We start from the raw sequence: 17,915 nt of genomic DNA on the forward strand, positions 1-17,915 counted from the left end.
CCTTCAGGAGAGTTCGGGCCAGTACAGCCGCATCGGATTGTCGACCAGCAACTTGCGTTGCAGTTCCGGCGTCGTCGCAATGTGCGGAATGAAATCGACCAGCAGGCCGTCGTCGGGCATGTGGTCCTTCAGGTTGGGATGCGGCCAGTCGGTGCCCCAGAGCACACGATCGGGAAACGTCTCGACGATCCGCCGCGCGAACGGGATCACGTCGCGGTAGGCGTTCTGCTCGCCATTCAGCGCCGGCGGCCCGTTGACCGACAGCCGCTCCGGGCAGCTGACCTTGGACCAGACGTTGGGATGTTGCCGCATGAATTTCACGAACAGCTCGAATTCCGGACCGTCGACCGGCTTGCCGACGTCGGGCCGGCCCATGTGGTCGACGACAACAGTGGTCGGCAGCGCGGTGAAGAAATCCCACAATTCAGGCAGATCCACCGCCTCGAAATAGATCACGACATGCCAGCCCAGTTTCGCAATGCGGCCGGCAATCTCGATCAGCTCCTCCTTGGGCGTGAAATCGACCAGGCGCTTGACGAAGTTGAAGCGCACGCCGCGCACGCCGGCGTCGTGCATCCCGCGCAGCTCGGCGTCGCCGACGCTGCGCTTGATGGTGGCGACGCCGCGCGCCTTGCCGCCTGAATGGATGAGCGCATCGACCATGGCGCGGTTGTCGGCGCCGTGGCAGGTGGCCTGCACCACGACGTTGCGCGCGAAGCCGAGATGATCGCGCAGCGCATAGAGCTGCTGCTTGGAGGCGTCGCAGGGCGTGTATTTCCGCTCCGGCGCGAACGGAAACTCGGCGCCCGGTCCGAATACATGGCAATGCGCGTCGACCGAGCCTGCCGGCACCTTGAACCGGGGTTTCGAGGGGCCGGCGTACCAGTCCAGCCAGCCCGGGGTCTTGGTGAATTGGGTGTTCTGCAATTCCATCGCGGTCTGTCTCATTCTCTTGGCTTGAGCCTGCCGAGGATCCGGTCGGCCTCGGTGCGCCAGTCGGGGCTGCGCGCAAACTCCTTGGTGCCTTTCGGACCGAACAGGCCCTCGTCGGCGAGATCGGCTACCCAGGCCTGGCGTTCGGCGGTGCCCTGTGCCGACCACGGCGTCAGGCCGATGTCGCGGACGGTTTCCGCCACCTCGCGCACCTCTTCGGCGCGGCGCCGGCCGTGCTCGATGACGCGCTGGAAGAAGTAGGCGCCCTGCTTCTCCCAGTTGATGCCTGGGAAGGTCTCCGCCAGCGAGGCCAGCACCGCGTCTTCGACGCCGTAGGCGCGCGCCGTGGTGAAACTCTCGATCACCATGGCTTCCATGCCCTTGATCATGATGCTGCGGCACATCTTGACGGCAGAGGCGACGCCAAGCTGGTCGCTGGCGACCTTGGCGTCGAAGCCGAGTTCCACCAGCAACGGCGCAAGCTCGCGGGCGCCGGAGCCGCCGAGCAGCAACGGCACCTTGATGCGGTAGGGCGGAACCGAGGTCATGACCGCGCCCTCGACATAGCGTCCGCCGGCGCCGTCGATCAGGGCCGCGGCGCGCCGCTTCGCGCCCGGCGAGGCCGAGTTGAAGTCGAGGAACCAGGCGCCGTTTTTCACTGCCGCTGCGCAAGCCTGCGCCACCGGCACCGCCTGGCTCGCAGTGACAGCGGAAACGATGAAGTCGGCCTGCGCGGCAAGATCGGCATGCGACGACGCCAGTGCGACGCCGATGCCGGCGGCGTGCTCCTGCAGCGGCCTGGCCCTGTCGTCGCCGAGCTTGATGTCATAGGCGCTGACGCGGATGCCGTCCTTGCGCAGGTCCTCGGCCAGAATCCGGCCCACCTCGCCGTAGCCGACGAGGCCGACATGCCATTGGTTGGAAGCAACCGACATCGGCGATCAATCTATGTATTTGAGGCCGGCCTTCGCCAGCGGCTCACGCATGTTGTACATGTCCAGCCCAAGCACGCCGGCCGCGAGCTTGGCGCGCTTGTCGCCTTCATTGGCCTCGCGCGCTTCGGCGGCGTCCGCCGCCTGTTGGGCGATGGCCGCGGGCACCACGACCACGCCATCGGGATCGGCGACGATCACGTCGCCCGGATGGACCTGCGCGCCGGCGCAGACCACCGGGATGTTCACCGAACCCAGCGTCGCCTTCACCGTGCCCTTGGCGCTGATCGCCCTGGAGAACACCGGGAACTGCATTTCGGTCAGGTCCTTCACGTCGCGCACGCCGCCGTCGATGATCAGGCCCCTGGCGCCACGGGCGCGGAAACTGGTCGCCAGCAGATCGCCGAAGAAGCCGTCGGTGTTCTCTGCGGTGCAGGCGGCGACCACCACGTCGCCCGGCTGCAGCTGCTCGGCGACCACATGCATCATCCAGTTGTCGCCGGGATGCAGCAGCACGGTGACCGCGGTTCCGCAGGCGTGCGCGTCCGCGTAGATCGGCCGCATATAGGGCTGCATCAGGCCGACCCGTCCCATCGCCTCGTGGATGGTGGCGACGCCGAAGCGCGACAGCTTCTCGACCGCCGCCTTGTCCGCGCGAACGATGTTGCGCTTGACGACGCCGAGATTGTTCAAGGGAACGCTCATGCTACTTGCCTTTCGCCTTCAGGGCGGCGTCGAGACGCGGGAACACGCGCCGCGCATTGCCCTCGTAAACCTTCTGCTTGTCCTGCGCGCTGAGGATGGTCGAGGCCTCGATGTAGCGCTTGGTGTCGTCGTAATAGAAGCCGGTTTCAGGGTCGATCCCCTTCACCGCGCCGATCATCTCGCTGGCGAACAGGATATTGTCGACCGGGATTACCTTGGTCAGCAGGTCGATGCCGGGCTGGTGATAGACGCAGGTGTCGAAGAAGATGTTCTTCAAGAGGTGCTCCTTCAAGAGCGGCTTCTTCAACTCCTGCGCCAAGCCGCGGAAGCGGCCCCAGTGGTAGGGCACCGCGCCGCCGCCATGCGGGATCAGGAACTTCAGCGTCGGAAAATTCCTGAACAGGTCCGAGGTCAGGCACTGCATGAAAGCCGTGGTGTCGGCATTCAGATAATGCGCGCCGGTGGTGTGGAAGCAGGCGTTGCAGCTGGTGGAGACGTGGATCATGGCGGGTATGTCGAGTTCCACCATCTTCTCGTAGATCGGATACCAGTGCCGGTCCGACAGCGGCGGCGAGGTCCAGTGCCCGCCCGACGGATCGGGATTGAGGTTGATGCCGACGAAGCCGTAGTCCCTGACGCATTTCTCCATCTCGGGAATGCACGTCTTCGGATCGACGCCCGGCGACTGCGGCAGCATCGCGGCGCCGATGAAACTGTCCGGAAACAGGCCGGCGACGCGCGCGCACAGCTCGTTGCAGATCGCGGCCCATGTCGACGATACGTTGAAGTCGCCGATGTGGTGCGCCATGAAGCTGGCGCGCGGGCTGAAGATGGTGAGGTCGCTGCCGCGCTCCTGCATCTTCTTGAGCTGGTTGTTGACGATGCTCTCGCGCAGTTCGTCGTCGCTGATCCTGAGTTCGCTGGCCTTGGGCGCGGCCTTGGGATCGTTGATTTCGGCGATCTGGCGATTGCGCCAGTCCTCGAGCGCCTTCGGCGCGGTGGTGTAGTGGCCGTGTACGTCGATGATCATCGTACTATCCTTGCCGCGCGCGACGGGGTTCGGGGGTTGCGCTGAAATCGCCGGCCCGGTGACCGGCCCATACCGAAGCGGGCACCATCGCCTCGCCGCGCATCAGCAGCCGCGCGGTGCGCAGCAGCGCGGCGCGGATTACGTTCTGCGGGTTGGCGGGGTCGACCTCGATCTCGACGCTGAATTCACCGGTCGGATGCTCGACCGAGATGGTCTTCACGTTCTGACCCGGCACCTCAGCGATGCCCTGCGTGGTCGAGCCGTCGAGCACGCAGGCAGTAGCCACAGTCACCGCCGCCAGCACGCCGATGGCGTCGTGGCAGACATGCGGAATGAAGCTGCGCGTACTGATGGCGCCACCGGCGCGCGGCGCCGCAATCAGCGTCATCTTCGGGTAATTCTTGGCCGTGACGTCGCCGAGTTTCATGGCGTGGCCGCAGGCGATCCGCAGCCGCTCGATCCGCGCCTTCAATTCGGTATCGGCGTTCAGTTGATCGACGCTCTCATAGCCGGTGCGGCCGACATCGGCGGCCTTGAAGATCACCAGCGGCATGCCGTTGTCGATGCAGGTCACGGTGATGCCGTCGATGACGTCGCGGACATTGCCGGTCGGCAACAGTCCCGGCGCGACCGAGCCGGCGGTATCGAGAAAGTTGATCGTGATCGGCGCGGACGTGCCCGGCGCGCCGTCGATCCGGGCCGTGCCTTCATATTCGACATGGCCGTTCGGCGTCTGCACGGTGATGTCGCATTGCATGTCGGTATTGAGGGTCAGCACGCGCAGCGTGGTGGTATCGCCCTGTGGCTTGACCAGACCGGTCTCGAGCGCGAACGGCACCACCGCGGCGAGCATGTTGCCGCAATTGGGTGTGGTATCGACGGTGTCCTTGTCCGGCTGCAACTGCGCGAACAGGAATTCGAGATCGACGCCGGGCTGGGAACCCCTGGAGACGATGCCGACCTTGCTGGTCAAGGGATGCGCGCCGCCGAGCCCGTCGATCTGGCGCTTGTCGGGCGAACCCATCACCGCAAGCAGCACATTGTCGCGGGTCGGAATGTCGGCGGGCAGGTCGGCGGCATTGAAGAACGGACCTCGCGAGGTGCCGCCGCGCATGAACAGGCAGGGAATGGCGGTTTGCATGGGACCCTCGCTCACTTACTGAACGGCAAGGCCGAGCCGGCCGATCGGCGCGTCCGGCAACGCCGGCTCGCCCGCGACTGCTCTGCCAGTTTGCCATGAGTCAACGCGTATTCCTACAATAGCCGTTACTGGATCCATTCGCCCGGTCCTAGAATTTGAACAGACGAACGGGATTGTCGACCAGCAGCTTCTGCTGGATCGCGGGCTCCGGCGCGTACAGCGGTATGAGATCGACCAGATCGCCGTCATTCGGCATCGCCTTGACGTTCGGGTGCGGCCAGTCCGTTCCCCAGATCACGCGGTCCGGCGCGCTGTCGATCAGGGCCTTGGCAAACGGAACCGCATCGTGGAACGGAGGCCCCAAGGCCGAGGCACGCTCAAGCCCGGTGATCTTGACCCAGCACTTCCCGTCATTCTTCTGAAGATCGAGCAGCGCCTTGAATTCCGGGTCGTCGAGGCCCCTGGCGGCGGCGATCGTGCCCATGTGATCGATCACATAGGTGGTCGGCAGCGCGTTGAGGATCGGTATGAACTCGCGCACGGTTCCAGGCTCGAGATAGACATCGACATGCCAGCCGATCGCTGCCGCCCTTTCCACGAGCCGCCTGAACACGTTCATGTCGCCGACGCCGCCCAGCCTCTTGAGGAAGGCAAAGCGGCAAGCCCTGATCCCGGCCTTGTCGAGGGCCACGAGATCCGCATCCGACATCGCATTATTGATATTCGCGACGCCTCTATACTTGCCGCCACTCTGCGCGATGGCATCGGTAACGACGCGATTGTCGAATCCGTGCAGGGTCGCATTGACGATGACGGCGCGCTGGACGCCGATTTTTTCGTGCAGTTCGCGAAACATCGGCAGCGGCGCTTCGGGTGGAGTGTACGGCCGGGTCGGAGAGAACGGATATTCGGCGGCGGGGCCGAAGATGTGACAGTGGGTGTCGATCGCGCCCACCGGCGCCTTGAAGACCGGCGTTCTGGTATTCTTGTCCGGGCCGGCAATCGTCGGAATTTGCCTCGGCTCAGCCGCCGGATTTTCTGCCGCCTGCGACCGGCTCCCGGCAAGCGCGGACATCGAACCGAGGTATGCGGCCCCCCCGAGGAACGTCCGTCTATGCATGCTGGCGCGCTCCCATGTTGCAATCCGGCTCGATTGACCGAGCATTTCCTGGCGCCGGCCGGGTCGGGCTTTCCTCAGGCGCGGCGAGGCGGCCGTGACGGAAACGGGCTGTTCGCCGCCCTCACTGTGGCCAGCCGTCCGGCGTTTCGCCAGCGCCCGCCGCCTATAACAGCTATCGCAATCCGGCATGGCCTGCCGGCACCAGCGATGCGCGAAATGATCAGGCGGGAAGCTTCCGCACCAGCGCGGTCAAGAGCCGCATTGTGTGCTGGGTCAGCGGCGTCGGACGCCGGTGCGCCGAGATGGCCAGGCAAAGCACGCTGACGGGCGCCGGTTCGACCAGCCGGCGCACCGCCAATTCTCCCGAGCGCGGCGAAGCGGCAACGCCGCTGGCGGTGAGCACCGCGTGGCCGTAGCCGGCGCAGACCAGTTCGATGATCGAGGGGACGCTCGACACCTCCCAGGCAATGTCGAGCTTGATGCCGGCCAGGGCCGCCTGGGTCTCGAGCAGGCGGCGCATCGCATGCACCCGCTCCGGAACGATCAGGGGGTAACGCGACAGCTCCTTCATCGGCAGCGGCGGCAATGCGGCCCGTCTCCGCTGGCCCTTGGCCGCACGACTGACCAGTCCGAGCGGCTCCTGAAGCAGCGGCGTAATCTCCAGCCCGGCCTGTGCCTCGGGGTTATAGACCAGGCCGACATCGATGCGGCCGGTCGTGACCCATTCGACGATGTGGGTCGACAGCCCTTCGACGACCGCCAGCCTGGCGGCGGGAAGCTCCTTCTTGAAGCGGTCGATCAGGGGAAGCGTGAGTTGACGGCCGATGCTCGGCGGCAGCCCGATGATGACCCGCCCGACCGGCTCGTCGCGGCTCGCCCCCAGATCCTCGCGCGCATGCGCCATCAGCTGCAGAACCGCCACGCTGTGGTCGAACAGCCGCTTGCCCGCGTCGGTCAACGCCACGCCCCGGCCGTTGCGCAGGAACAGCTGCTGGTGCAACTCGGTCTCGAGGCTGCGCACCTGGCGGCTGAGCGCCGGCTGCGCGATGTCGAGCACCAGCGCCGCCTTGCTGAAGCTGCCCAGCTCGGCCACCTGCACGAAGTATTCGAGCTGCTTGAGGTTCATGGGTCCCTATTGCTTCTGAACGCCGGCCTTGTCGATCACCTTACGCCACTTCTCGATATCAGACTTCAGCCTGGCCGATATCTCTTCGGGCGTACTTGCCCTGGCCTCGATGCCGAGTTCGAGAAGCCGCTTCCTGACGTCCGGTTCGGCGAGTATTTCCTGCAGGGCCTGATTGAGGATCTTCACGATCTCCGGCGGCGTGCCGGCGGGCGCAAACAATGCATTCCAGGAAACGACGTCGTAATCCGCAACGCCGGATTCCCGCACGGTCGCAATATCCGGCGCGCTTTCCGAACGTATCGGCCCGGTCGACGCCAACGCCCGGATCTTCCCGTCGGCGAGATTGCCCTTCATCGCCGAGTAGCTGTCGATCATGAGGGCGAGGTTGCCCTGCATGGTGGAGACCAGAACCTCGGGCGTTCCCCGATGGGGGATGATCACGAAATCGATGCCGGCTGCGGTCTTGAAGAGCTCCGCCGACAGATTCTGGGTGCTTCCGACATTGATGGTCCCGACATTGAGCGAGCCGGGCTTTGCCTTTGCGGCCGCGATGAAGTCCGCCAGCGTCTTGAATGGCGAGTCCGCGTTGGTGGCAAAGACGAAATCGAAAAAACCGAGACTCGAGACCGGAACGAAATCCTTCAGGGGATCGTAGGGCAACTTGCCGAACAGGGAGACGCTGATCGCGGTTCCGTTCGACAGCAATGCCAGGGTATGGCCATCGGGCGGAGAGGAAATCACGGTTCGGGCCGCGGCAATGCCGCCGGCGCCGGGCTGGTTCTCGACGTAAACCCGCCCCCCAAGCTTGACGCCGAGCCGCTCTGCGATCACCCGCGCCGTGATATCGGCAACGCCGCCGGCCGCAAACGGCACGACGATCCGCACCGCCTTGCCCGGGTATTTGGTCTCGGCGCCGGCCTGACGCTGGGGAAGGACGAGCGCCAGCAGCAGCAAAGCGAGCGGCATCCGCGCGGAAATCCGGGAGACGCAATCGAGGAATGTCATGGGCAGCCCGGATTCCCGTGGATGAATTCGTCGCAGTGTTACTTGATGGGCGGACGCGGAAGCACGGCCTCGCCTGCTTCCATCCTGTAGACGTAGTCGAGAGAGTACCAGGGCGTGCCGGCATCGGCCTCCGTCGGATGGGGCTCTTCATGGCGCACGAAATTGCCGATCAGCGCCTTGGTTACGCCGAACTGCACGTCGCTGTCGATGTGCGGGTCGGCAGGATCATAGACCTGGGAAACCAGGACCTTGAAACCCGGCTTGAAAATCAGCGCGTGGAGATGCGCCGGCCGATAGGGATGCCGGTTCTGCAGCTTCAACAGACGGCCGACGACGCCGTTAGCCGGAATCGGATAACCCGTCATCATCACCGTGCGAAACCAGAAGCGTCCGTCGGCGTTGGTTGTAAACTTGCCGCGGAGGTTCATCTCCGCCTGTTCGGGATCCTGGTTTTCGTAAAGACCGACCGGTGAGGCGTGCCACACGTCCACTTCCGCTTCAGCCACCGGACGGCCGGCAGGGTCCACCACCCGACCGTTGACGAACAGCGGCACACCCGGCGTATCGGACCGGACGATCGACCCGCCGTTCTCGACCCGGGGCGAGTTCAGCCGCCAGAACGGCCCGAGCAACGACTGCGCCGTTTCGCTATTGCCCTGATCGCCATTGTTCAGAAGGCAGACCAGCGACGAGACCCCGAGCGAGCCGGCCATCAGCACGACTTCATTATGGGTGTCGGTCGTGAGCTTGCCCATCTCCGCCAGGATGGCGGCGGCTTCGCGGAATTCCGCCTCGGTCAGGCGGACGTCGCGGATGAAGCCATGCAGGTGCCTGACGAGAGACACCATGATTTCACGCAGCCGCGGGTCGGAAGTCCTTTCCATCACGGCCGTCGCCGCGACCGTGACATCCTGCTGACGCTCGATGATCATTCCGCACCTCTTGGGAAGCCGTCATTCCGGGATGGTCCGAAGGACCAAACCCGGAATGACGGAGGCTCTTCGCCACAGCGCGCCTCGCAATGACCCTCGCGGCAATCGCCGTCAGTTCAGCTTCTCGATCGCCATCGCGACGCCCTGGCCGACGCCGACGCACATCGTTGCCAGCGCACACTTGCCGCCGCGCTTTTCCATGCCGTGCACCGCGGTCATTGCCAGCCGCGCGCCGCTCATGCCGAGCGGATGGCCGAGCGCAATGGCGCCGCCATGCGGGTTGACGAAATCGGCGTCGTCCTTGACGCCCAATTGCCGAAGACAGGCGATGCCCTGGCTGGCGAAGGCCTCATTGAGTTCGATCAGATCGAAATCGCTGATCTTCAGCCCGAGCCGCTCCATCAGCTTGCGGGTCGCCGGCACCGGACCGATGCCCATGATGCGCGGCGGCACCGCGGCCGAGGCGAGGCCGAGAATGCGGGCCCGCGGCGTCAACCCGTGCTTCTTCACTGCCGCTTCGGAAGCCAGGATCATCGCGGCGGCGCCGTCATTGACGCCGGAGGCATTGCCCGCCGTCACGGTGCCGGGATTGCGCACGATCGGCTTCAGTTTCGTCAAACCTTCGAGCGTGGTTTCCGGCCGCGGGTGTTCGTCCTTGTCGACGCTGATCGGCCCGGCCTTGCCGCCGGGCACCGAGATCGCCGTGATCTCCTCGGCAAAATAGCCCGCCGCGATCGCCGCACCTGCGCGCTGCTGCGAGCGGATCGCGAACGCGTCCTGATCGGCGCGCGACACCTGGAATTCCTCGGCGACGTTCTCGCCGGTCTCCGGCATGGCGTCGACGCCGTATTGCGCCTTCAACAGCGGATTGATGAAGCGCCAGCCGATGGTGGTGTCGAAGATCTCGGCGGAACGCGAAAACGCTTCCGATGCCTTGCCCATCACGAACGGCGCCCGCGTCATCGATTCGACGCCGCCGGCGATGGCGAAGTCGATCTCGCCGGCGCGGATCGCGCGGCCGGCGGCGCCGACGGCATCGAGCCCCGAGGCGCAAAGCCGGTTGAGCGTGAGGCCGGGAACCGATTCCGGCAGCCCCGCCAAGAGCAGCGCCATCCGCGCCACGTTGCGGTTGTCCTCGCCGGCCTGGTTGGCGCAGCCGAAATAGACCTCATCGACATTAGCCCAATCGAGCCCGGGATGCCGCGCCATCAGCGCCTTGATCGGGGTCGCCGCCAGGTCGTCGGCGCGGACCTTGGCCAGCGAACCTCCGAAGCGGCCGATCGGGGTACGTACGGCATCGCAAACAAACACATCGCGCATCTACTCTCTCCCTGAATGCCGCGTTTTTCGGCGCTGATTGCCGGAATTGACGGCGAGTTTTAGGAGCGAGGGCGCGGCAGGTCAATTGACCGTTCTATCGCCCCCTCTCCCGCTTGCGGGAGAGGGGCAGCGGAGAACGTGGAAAACGCATAATGCAGGGCCAAACCGATAGGACCGCGGACGAAAATTTTGTAGTTTCCGCACCCGATGACGATCCAGCAATCCATTCCCGTGCCACAAGACGCTCAGCCTGCTGCCGAGGCGGCGGCGCGCGTCACGCCGATGATGGAACAATACCTCGAGATCAAGGCCGCCCATCCCGGGCTGCTGCTGTTCTACCGGATGGGCGATTTCTACGAGCTGTTCTTCGAGGACGCCGAAATCGCCTCGCGCACGCTCGGCATCGTGCTGACCAAACGCGGCAAGCACCAGGGCCTGGATATCCCGATGTGCGGCGTGCCGGTGGAGCGTTCCGAGGACTACCTGCATCGGCTGATCGAGGCAGGACATCGCGTCGCGGTCTGCGAACAGACCGAAGATCCGGCGGCGGCACGGGCGCGCGGCAACAAGAGCGTGGTCCGCCGCGGCGTGGTGCGGCTGGTGACGCCGGGCACGCTGACCGAAGACACCCTGCTCGACGCCAAGACCAATAATTACCTGCTGGCGATCGCGCGCGCGCGCGGTTCGGCGGGCGCCGACCGCATCGGGCTCGCCTGGATCGACATTTCGACGGCGGAATTCATCGTCACCGAATGTTCCACCGGCGAACTCGCGGCGACCCTGGCGCGCATCAATCCCAATGAAGCCATCGTCACCGACGCGCTCTATGGCGATCCGGAGCTGGGGCCTGCTTTACGCGAACTGCCGGCGGTGACGCCGCTGACCCGCGACTTCTTCGACGGCGCCACCGCCGAGCGGCGGCTGTGTGATTATTTCGCGGTCGCCACCATGGACGGGCTTTCCGCGATGTCGCGGCTCGAAGCCACCGCCGCGGCCGCCGCCGTCACCTATATCGACCGCACCCAGGTCGGAAAGCGGCCGCCGCTGTCGCCGCCGTCGCGCGAGGCCGCCGGCACCACCATGGCGATCGATCCCGCCACCCGCGCCAATCTCGAACTGACGCGGACGCTTTCGGGCGAGCGGCGCGGGTCGCTGCTCGACGCCATCGACTGCACCGTGACCGCGGCCGGATCGCGGCTGCTGGCGCAGCGGCTGGCGGCGCCGCTGACCGACAGCGCCGCGATCGCGCGGCGGCTCGATGCCATCGCCACCTTCGTCGCCGACAGCGCGGCGCGCGACGAACTCCGCGCCAGCTTGCGCGCGGCGCCCGACATGTCGCGCGCGCTGGCGCGGTTGTCGGTCGGACGCGGCGGCCCGCGCGATCTCGCCGGGTTGCGCGACGGCATTGTCGCGGCCGATTCCGCGCTGGCGCGGCTGGCACAGCTCGACAATCCGCCGCCGGAGATTGCCGGGGTCATGGAGGCGCTGCGCCGCCCGTCGCGCGGGCTGGCGCGCGAACTTGAGCGCGCACTTTCGGAACAGCTGCCGCTGATCAAGCGCGACGGCGGCTTCGTGCGCGAGGGCTATGAGGCCGCGCTCGACGAGGCCCGCAATCTGCGCGACGCCTCCCGCCTCGTGGTCGCCGCGATGCAGGCGCGCTACGCCGACGTGACCTCCATCAAGGGCCTGAAGATCCGCCACAACAACGTGCTCGGTTATTTCGTCGAGGTCACCGCGCAACACGGCGACAAATTGATGGCCCCGCCCCTGAATGCGACGTTCATTCATCGCCAGACCCTGGCCGGACAGGTCCGTTTCACCACGTCGGAACTCGGCGAGATCGAAGCCAAGATCGCCAACGCCGGCGACCGCGCGCTCGGGCTGGAGCTGGAGATCTTCGAGCGGCTTTCGGCTGACGTCATGGCCGCCAGCGACGATTTGCGCGCCGCCGCGCACGCGTTTGCGCTGCTCGATGTCGCAACCGCGCTGGCCAAGCTCGCGGTCGATGACAACTACGTGCGGCCCGAGGTCGATGGCTCGCTCGGCTTTGCCATCGAAGGCGGCCGGCATCCGGTGGTCGAGCAGGCATTGAAGCGCGACGGCCAGCCGTTCATCGCCAACGCCTGCGATCTTTCCCCCGGACCGGCGCAAAAGTCCGGTCAGATCTGGCTGATCACCGGTCCCAACATGGCGGGTAAATCGACCTTCCTGCGCCAGAACGCGCTGATCGCTCTCTTGGCGCAGATCGGCAGCTTCGTGCCGGCAACGCGGGCCCGCATCGGCATCGTCGACCGGCTGTTCTCGCGGGTCGGCGCCGCCGACGATCTGGCGCGCGGCCGCTCCACCTTCATGGTGGAGATGGTGGAGACCGCCGTGATCCTCAATCAGGCCAGCGAGCGCTCGCTGGTGATCCTGGACGAGATCGGCCGCGGCACCGCGACCTTCGACGGGTTGTCGATCGCCTGGGCGGCGATCGAGCATTTGCATGAGGCCAACCGCTGCCGCGCGCTGTTCGCGACGCACTATCACGAGCTGACTGCGCTTTCCGCAAAACTGCCGCGGCTGTTCAACGCCACGGTGCGGGTCAAGGAATGGCAGGGCGACGTCGTGTTCCTGCACGAGGTGCTGCCGGGCTCGGCCGACCGTTCCTACGGCATCCAGGTGGCAAAGCTCGCAGGCCTCCCCGCCCCTGTCATCGCCCGCGCCAAATCGGTATTGGCCAAGCTCGAGGCGCAGGACCGCGGCCAGACCGCACGCGCGCTCGCCGACGACCTGCCGCTGTTCGCGGTGCCGTCGCGCGCATCAGCCGAACCGGCGCCGCCGAGCGAGGCGGAACAGCTGCTCGAAGCCGTCAAAGCGCTGCATCCCGACGAAATGTCGCCGCGCGAGGCGCTGGAGGCGCTGTATGCGCTGAAGGCGAAACTGCCGAAACGGTAACAGCCCTCATCCTGAGGAGCGCGCTCTTGCGCGCGTCTCGAAGGATGGATGCAGCGGGGCTCTCATGGTTCGAGACGCGCGCCGGACAGCGCAAGCGCTGCCGGGAAGATGCGCTCCTCACCATGAGGGTCTATTGGCGCACCGGCTTCCTCCGCCCGTACCACCACAGCCCGAGATTCCAGCCGATGCAGGTCATCAGCGCCAGGCTGAGGGCGACCGTCGAGCCGAAGCGAAGTGCGGCGAGATGCAGCACCGCAACCGCAATGCCAAATCCCATCAGGCCCCAGGCGCCGTTGGCAATGACGGCGGCGGTCGCCGGACCGCCGATGCGCGGATGCAGGATCAGCATCAGGCTGGTGAACACGATCGGGAACAGCGCGATGATGCCGCTGATCCTGGGGCCGACCCAGCCCGATGTCGTGACCACCGTTGCCACCAGCGTCGCGACCAGTCCGGCGCGCAACGGAACGTCGTACCAGCGCCGCGTGATCAGCGGCATCTTGACGTGGCGATAGCCCTGCAACAGCGGCACGCAGATCGCAAAGGTGACGGCATTCGCGACCAGTCCGGCGAGAAGCGTCCACTGGAACATGCGGATGACGGAGGCGAGCGCGATCCACACCGCGAGCGCAACCGCGCAGGAGACCAGCGCGCTCCGGCGCTGCGCCAGCACGACATAGGTCAGCCCCAGAAAGATCGTCGCGGCATTGATCGGCAGGCTCGCCAGCGCGCCCTCGGCGATGAAATCAGCGTCGTGATCGAGCGCGAGGAAGACGTAGGACGGCCCCGCCGAAATCGGCAAGGTCGCGACCAGCGCGCCGATCACTGGCCCCGAACGCTCGGTGATGACGGACGCCGTGACCACGAACGCAGCCGTGATCGCCATGCGCAGCAGGAGCGTGAGGATGAAGGCAAGTTCGGGGGACATTTCCTGTCGTCCCTGCGAACGCAGGGACCCATAACCACAACTATTCGTGTGGCGCGAAAGCCGTCGAACGGCGGCACTTGAAACGAGAGGACACGGCGTATGGGTCCCTGCGTTCGCAGGGACGACAAGCCGTCACACCCTTTGCATCGACACCGAAACCTTCGGACCGTTCTTGATGGTCTGGTACACCACGCAATAGCGCTCGGTGAGTTTCAACAGCAGATCGAGCTTGTCCTGCGGCGCCGATGTCTCGACCTCGAACTTCAGGCGAATCTCGGCAAAGCCGACCGGCGCTTCCTTGTCGACGCCGAGCGTGCCGCGGAAATCGAGATCGCCCTCGGCGGTGACGTCGCCCTTCTTCAGCGGCACCTCGATCGCGGTCGCCACCGATTTCAAGGTCACGCCGGCGCAGGCGACCAGGGCTTCGAGCAGCATGTCGCCGGAGCACAGTTCAAGTCCGGAGCCGCCGGTCGCCGGGTGCAGGCCGGCCACCGCCAGCGCGCGGCCGGTCTCGACCTTGCAGGCGATGCCCTCGTTTTCGATCGAGCCCCGCGCGGTCAGCCTGATCATCGCGGCCTTCGGATCGGATTTGTAACGCTCCTTGATCGGAGCCTGGGTGGCGCGGAGTTTGGCGGCGTCCATTGTTCTTCCCTCCCCGATATCATTACCTGCTTGATGTACCGGGTCGGCGGGTGGATGTCACCATTTCCGGCGGCGGCGCGATTTCCGTCAGCCTTGAAAATTCATTTTTTCTTTCAATAAGTTAATTGGCGATATGGCGCAAAAATGCATACACCCCGCGCCTCGTGGCGAGAACAGCTTGGTCGAGAGCCGGAGCAAAGCAGCATCGACCTGCCGTTATCTCCCGGAATCTCCCGTGACAGCGCTGGCATCGTCCGTTATCCGGTTAGGTCATGGACAGCGTTGTGACCCCGACCCCTTCCGTCGCCGACGACCGTTTCGATACCGCGAGGATCACCGCGGCGGTCGACGCGCTCGCCGCAAAACATTCCGGCCGCGAGGATGTTTTCCGAACGGCCGTGGCACAACTGCTGAAGGCCGAGATGGTCGAGGCGCGCGCGGTGGCGCAGGCGGTGCTGCTGAAGGACCGTCACGGACGGCGTTGCGCCGAACGGCTGTGCTTCGTGCAGGACGAGATCATCCGCATCCTGTATGCCGCGGCCACCCGCCATCTCTATCGCTCGCAGGTGCCGACCGGGGCCGAGCGCATGGCGGTCGTCGCCACCGGCGGCTATGGCCGCGGACTGATGGCGCCGGAATCCGACATCGATCTGTTGTTCATCCTGCCCTACAAGCAGACCGCCTGGGGCGAACAGGTCGCCGAGGCCATCCTGTATTGCCTGTGGGACATGGGATTGAAGGTCGGCCACGCCACCCGTTCGGTCGACGAATCGATCCGGCAGGCGCGCGGCGACATGACGATCCGCACCGCCATACTCGAGACCCGGTTCCTGACCGGGGACCAGCCGCTCTACGATGAACTGGTGGGGCGGTTCGACAAGGAAGTGGTGCAGGGCACCGCCGCCGAATTCGTCACCGCCAAGCTGGCCGAACGCGAGGAGCGGCATCGCCGCGCCGGCCAGTCGCGCTATCTGGTCGAGCCCAACGTCAAGGACGGCAAGGGCGGATTGCGCGACCTGCACACGCTGTTCTGGATCGCGAAATATGTCTACCGCGTGCGCGAGACCAACGAACTGGTCGAACGCGGCGTGTTCGACGCCCAGGAATATCGCACCTTCCGCCGCTGCGCCGACTTCCTTTGGTCGGTACGCTGCAACATCCATTTCTTCTCGGGCCGCGCCGAGGAGCGGCTGTCGTTCGACATGCAGCGCGAGATCGCGATCCGCCTCGGCTATACCTCGCATCCCGGCATGCAGGATGTCGAGCGCTTCATGAAGCACTACTTCCTGGTCGCCAAGGACGTCGGCGATCTCACCGCGATCCTGTGCGCCAAGCTGGAAGACCAGCAGGCCAAGCCGGCGCCGGTGCTGAGCCGGGTGATGGCGCGGCTGCGGCCTTCCAACAACCGGCGGCGGGTGCCCGAGAGCGACGATTTCATCATCGACAACAACCGCATCAATCTCGCCGCGCCCGACGTCTTCAAGCACGACCCCGTCAACCTGATCCGGATTTTCCGGCTGGCGCAGAAGAACAATCTCGCCTTCCACCCGGATGCCATGCGCACGGTGACGCGGTCGCTGAAGCTCATCAACACGCCGCTGCGCGAAAATCCCGAAGCCAACCGGCTGTTCATGGAGATCCTGACCTCGAACGACGCGGAAATCGTGCTGCGGCGCATGAACGAGACCGGCGTGCTCGGTCATTTCATCCGCGCCTTCGGCAAGATCGTGTCGATGATGCAGTTCAACATGTATCACCACTACACGGTCGACGAGCATCTGTTGCGCTGCGTCGGTTACCTGCAGGACATCGAGCGCGGCGGCAACGACGAGTTCACCGTCGCCAGCGACCTGATGCGCAAGATCCAACCCGAGCACCGCGCGGTGATCTACATCACCACGCTCTTGCACGACATCGCCAAGGGCCGTCCCGAGGACCATTCGATCGCCGGTGCCAGGGTGGCGCGGCGGCTGTGCCCGCGGCTCGGCTTCAGCGCCGCCGATACCGAACTGATCGCATGGCTGATCGAGCAACATCTGACGATGTCCACGGTGGCGCAGTCACGCGACCTCTCCGACCGCAAGACCATCGAGAATTTCGCAGCCGTGGTGCAATCGGTCGAACAGATGAAGCTGTTGACCATCCTGACCACCGCCGACATCCGGGGCGTCGGTCCCGGCGTCTGGAACGGCTGGAAGGCGCAGCTGTTGCGCACGCTGTATTACGAAACCGAACCGGTGCTGACCGGCGGCTTCTCCGAAGTCAATCGCGCGCAGCGCATCGAGGTGGCGCAACGGGAGTTCCGCGCCGCCTTCACCGAATGGCCGGAGGCGGAACTCAACGCCTATATCGGGCGGCACTATCCCGCCTACTGGCTCAAGGTCGAACTGGCGCGCAAGATCCGCCATGCCCGCTTCCTGCGCGCCAGCGAACAGGCCGGCCACAAGCTGGCGATCAATGTCGGCTTCGACGAGGCGCGCGGCGTCACCGAGCTGACCATTCTCGCCACCGACCATCCCTGGCTATTGTCGATCATCGCCGGCGCCTGCGCCTCGGCGGGCGCCAACATCGTCGACGCGCAGATCTACACCACCACCGACGGCCGCGCGCTCGACACCATCGCGATATCGAGGGAATACGACCGCGACGAGGACGAGGGCCGGCGCGCGACCCGGATCGGCGAGATGATCGAGGACGTGCTGGAAGGCAAGTTGCGCCTGCCCGAAGTGGTGGCGCGCCGCGCCGCCGGACGCAAGGTGCGCCCCTTCGTGGTCGAGCCGGAAGTCACCCTCAACAACCAGTGGTCGGACCGCTACACCGTGATCGAGGTGTCCGGCCTCGACCGGCCGGGCCTGTTGTATCAACTGACGACCGCGATTTCGAAGCTCAACCTCAACATCGCCTCGGCCCATGTCGCGACTTTCGGCGAGCGCGCCCGCGACGTGTTCTACGTCACCGACCTGCTCGGCGCGCAGATCACCGCGCCGACGCGGCAGGCCGCGATCAAGAGCGCGCTGATCCACCTGCTCTCCAGCGAAGACGCGGTCACCAAGCCCGCGGCCTAGAGCTGATAGACCCTCATGGTGAGGAGCGCGTCTTCGCGCGTCTCGAACCATGAGAGCCACCATTCCTCTCATCCTTCGAGACGCCGCTTCGCGGCTCCT

14 protein-coding genes are annotated in these 17,915 nt (G+C 65.6%); 2 read left to right on the forward strand and 12 right to left on the reverse strand.

The annotated features are described in order from the left end of the window. Window positions 1–3: 3 nt before the first annotated feature. The 10 genes from KMZ68_RS25440 to pcaF form a co-directional block, all read right to left on the reverse strand. A complete protein-coding gene (locus tag KMZ68_RS25440; protein ID WP_305853269.1) occupies window positions 4–948 on the reverse strand; it encodes an amidohydrolase family protein in 945 nt (314 codons plus the stop codon). Further along, a complete protein-coding gene (locus tag KMZ68_RS25445) occupies window positions 945–1,868 on the reverse strand; it encodes a DUF1932 domain-containing protein (RefSeq protein ID WP_215613834.1) in 924 nt (307 codons plus the stop codon). The genes KMZ68_RS25440 and KMZ68_RS25445 overlap by 4 nt, the downstream gene beginning before the upstream one ends. Window positions 1,869–1,874: 6 nt before the next feature. Then, on the reverse strand, window positions 1,875–2,570 hold the full coding sequence (gene ligK / locus KMZ68_RS25450; protein ID WP_215613835.1) for a 4-carboxy-4-hydroxy-2-oxoadipate aldolase/oxaloacetate decarboxylase: 696 nt from the start codon (window positions 2,568–2,570) through the stop codon (window positions 1,875–1,877). A 1-nt stretch (window position 2,571) separates the two neighbouring features. Then, complete coding sequence (locus KMZ68_RS25455; protein WP_215604052.1) at window positions 2,572–3,600, reverse strand: amidohydrolase family protein; 1,029 nt, start codon at window positions 3,598–3,600, stop codon at window positions 2,572–2,574. 4 nt (window positions 3,601–3,604) lie between these two features. Further along, on the reverse strand, window positions 3,605–4,741 hold the full coding sequence (locus KMZ68_RS25460; protein ID WP_215613836.1) for a 4-oxalomesaconate tautomerase: 1,137 nt from the start codon (window positions 4,739–4,741) through the stop codon (window positions 3,605–3,607). A 148-nt stretch (window positions 4,742–4,889) separates the two neighbouring features. Further along, the gene (locus tag KMZ68_RS25465; protein WP_215616475.1) at window positions 4,890–5,861 is read right to left on the reverse strand and encodes an amidohydrolase family protein; all 972 of its coding nucleotides are present in this window, start codon (window positions 5,859–5,861) and stop codon (window positions 4,890–4,892) included. A 220-nt stretch (window positions 5,862–6,081) separates the two neighbouring features. After that, a complete protein-coding gene (locus KMZ68_RS25470; RefSeq protein WP_215613837.1) occupies window positions 6,082–6,987 on the reverse strand; it encodes a LysR family transcriptional regulator in 906 nt (301 codons plus the stop codon). Between the two features lie 6 nt (window positions 6,988–6,993). Beyond that, window positions 6,994–7,992 carry a Bug family tripartite tricarboxylate transporter substrate binding protein gene (locus KMZ68_RS25475; protein ID WP_215613838.1) on the reverse strand — a complete coding sequence of 333 codons (999 nt, stop codon included), beginning with the start codon at window positions 7,990–7,992 and terminating at the stop codon, window positions 6,994–6,996. A gap of 38 nt (window positions 7,993–8,030) precedes the next feature. After that, the gene (locus tag KMZ68_RS25480; protein ID WP_215613839.1) at window positions 8,031–8,924 is read right to left on the reverse strand and encodes a dioxygenase family protein; all 894 of its coding nucleotides are present in this window, start codon (window positions 8,922–8,924) and stop codon (window positions 8,031–8,033) included. A 111-nt stretch (window positions 8,925–9,035) separates the two neighbouring features. Continuing rightward, a complete protein-coding gene (pcaF, locus tag KMZ68_RS25485; RefSeq protein WP_215613840.1) occupies window positions 9,036–10,244 on the reverse strand; it encodes a 3-oxoadipyl-CoA thiolase in 1,209 nt (402 codons plus the stop codon). Window positions 10,245–10,451: 207 nt separating this feature from the next. On the opposite strand from pcaF, the gene mutS reads away from it, so the two are divergent. Beyond that, a complete protein-coding gene (gene mutS / locus KMZ68_RS25490) occupies window positions 10,452–13,181 on the forward strand; it encodes a DNA mismatch repair protein MutS (RefSeq protein WP_215613841.1) in 2,730 nt (909 codons plus the stop codon). Between the two features lie 130 nt (window positions 13,182–13,311). Here mutS and KMZ68_RS25495 read toward each other — a convergent pair whose 3' ends face one another. Further along, window positions 13,312–14,109, reverse strand: a complete 798-nt coding sequence (locus tag KMZ68_RS25495; protein WP_215613842.1) for a hypothetical protein — start codon at window positions 14,107–14,109, stop codon at window positions 13,312–13,314. Between the two features lie 132 nt (window positions 14,110–14,241). Further along, window positions 14,242–14,751 carry an OsmC family protein gene (locus KMZ68_RS25500; protein ID WP_215613843.1) on the reverse strand — a complete coding sequence of 170 codons (510 nt, stop codon included), beginning with the start codon at window positions 14,749–14,751 and terminating at the stop codon, window positions 14,242–14,244. Between the two features lie 272 nt (window positions 14,752–15,023). Between KMZ68_RS25500 and KMZ68_RS25505 the strand changes: the two genes are divergently transcribed. After that, on the forward strand, window positions 15,024–17,816 hold the full coding sequence (locus tag KMZ68_RS25505) for a [protein-PII] uridylyltransferase (RefSeq protein ID WP_215613844.1): 2,793 nt from the start codon (window positions 15,024–15,026) through the stop codon (window positions 17,814–17,816). Window positions 17,817–17,915: the final 99 nt, after the last annotated feature.

It is taken from the genome of Bradyrhizobium sediminis, assembly GCF_018736105.1.
In the GTDB taxonomy this organism is placed as follows: domain Bacteria; phylum Pseudomonadota; class Alphaproteobacteria; order Rhizobiales; family Xanthobacteraceae; genus Bradyrhizobium.

Excerpts from the sequence above, each read along its gene's own strand:
- ligK (WP_215613835.1), bottom strand. The coding sequence starts at position 2,570 with ATGAGCGTTCCCTTGAACAATCTCGGCGTCGTCAAGCGCAACATCGTT.
- KMZ68_RS25465 (WP_215616475.1), bottom strand. The coding sequence starts at position 5,861 with ATGCATAGACGGACGTTCCTCGGGGGGGCCGCATACCTCGGTTCGATG.
- KMZ68_RS25460 (WP_215613836.1), bottom strand. The coding sequence starts at position 4,741 with ATGCAAACCGCCATTCCCTGCCTGTTCATGCGCGGCGGCACCTCGCGA.
- mutS (WP_215613841.1), top strand. The coding sequence starts at position 10,452 with ATGACGATCCAGCAATCCATTCCCGTGCCACAAGACGCTCAGCCTGCT.
- KMZ68_RS25505 (WP_215613844.1), top strand. The coding sequence starts at position 15,024 with ATGGACAGCGTTGTGACCCCGACCCCTTCCGTCGCCGACGACCGTTTC.
- KMZ68_RS25475 (WP_215613838.1), bottom strand. The coding sequence starts at position 7,992 with ATGACATTCCTCGATTGCGTCTCCCGGATTTCCGCGCGGATGCCGCTC.
- pcaF (WP_215613840.1), bottom strand. The coding sequence starts at position 10,244 with ATGCGCGATGTGTTTGTTTGCGATGCCGTACGTACCCCGATCGGCCGC.
- KMZ68_RS25495 (WP_215613842.1), bottom strand. The coding sequence starts at position 14,109 with ATGTCCCCCGAACTTGCCTTCATCCTCACGCTCCTGCTGCGCATGGCG.
- KMZ68_RS25480 (WP_215613839.1), bottom strand. The coding sequence starts at position 8,924 with ATGATCATCGAGCGTCAGCAGGATGTCACGGTCGCGGCGACGGCCGTG.
- KMZ68_RS25445 (WP_215613834.1), bottom strand. The coding sequence starts at position 1,868 with ATGTCGGTTGCTTCCAACCAATGGCATGTCGGCCTCGTCGGCTACGGC.
- KMZ68_RS25470 (WP_215613837.1), bottom strand. The coding sequence starts at position 6,987 with ATGAACCTCAAGCAGCTCGAATACTTCGTGCAGGTGGCCGAGCTGGGC.
- KMZ68_RS25455 (WP_215604052.1), bottom strand. The coding sequence starts at position 3,600 with ATGATCATCGACGTACACGGCCACTACACCACCGCGCCGAAGGCGCTC.
- KMZ68_RS25500 (WP_215613843.1), bottom strand. The coding sequence starts at position 14,751 with ATGGACGCCGCCAAACTCCGCGCCACCCAGGCTCCGATCAAGGAGCGT.
- KMZ68_RS25440 (WP_305853269.1), bottom strand. The coding sequence starts at position 948 with ATGAGACAGACCGCGATGGAATTGCAGAACACCCAATTCACCAAGACC.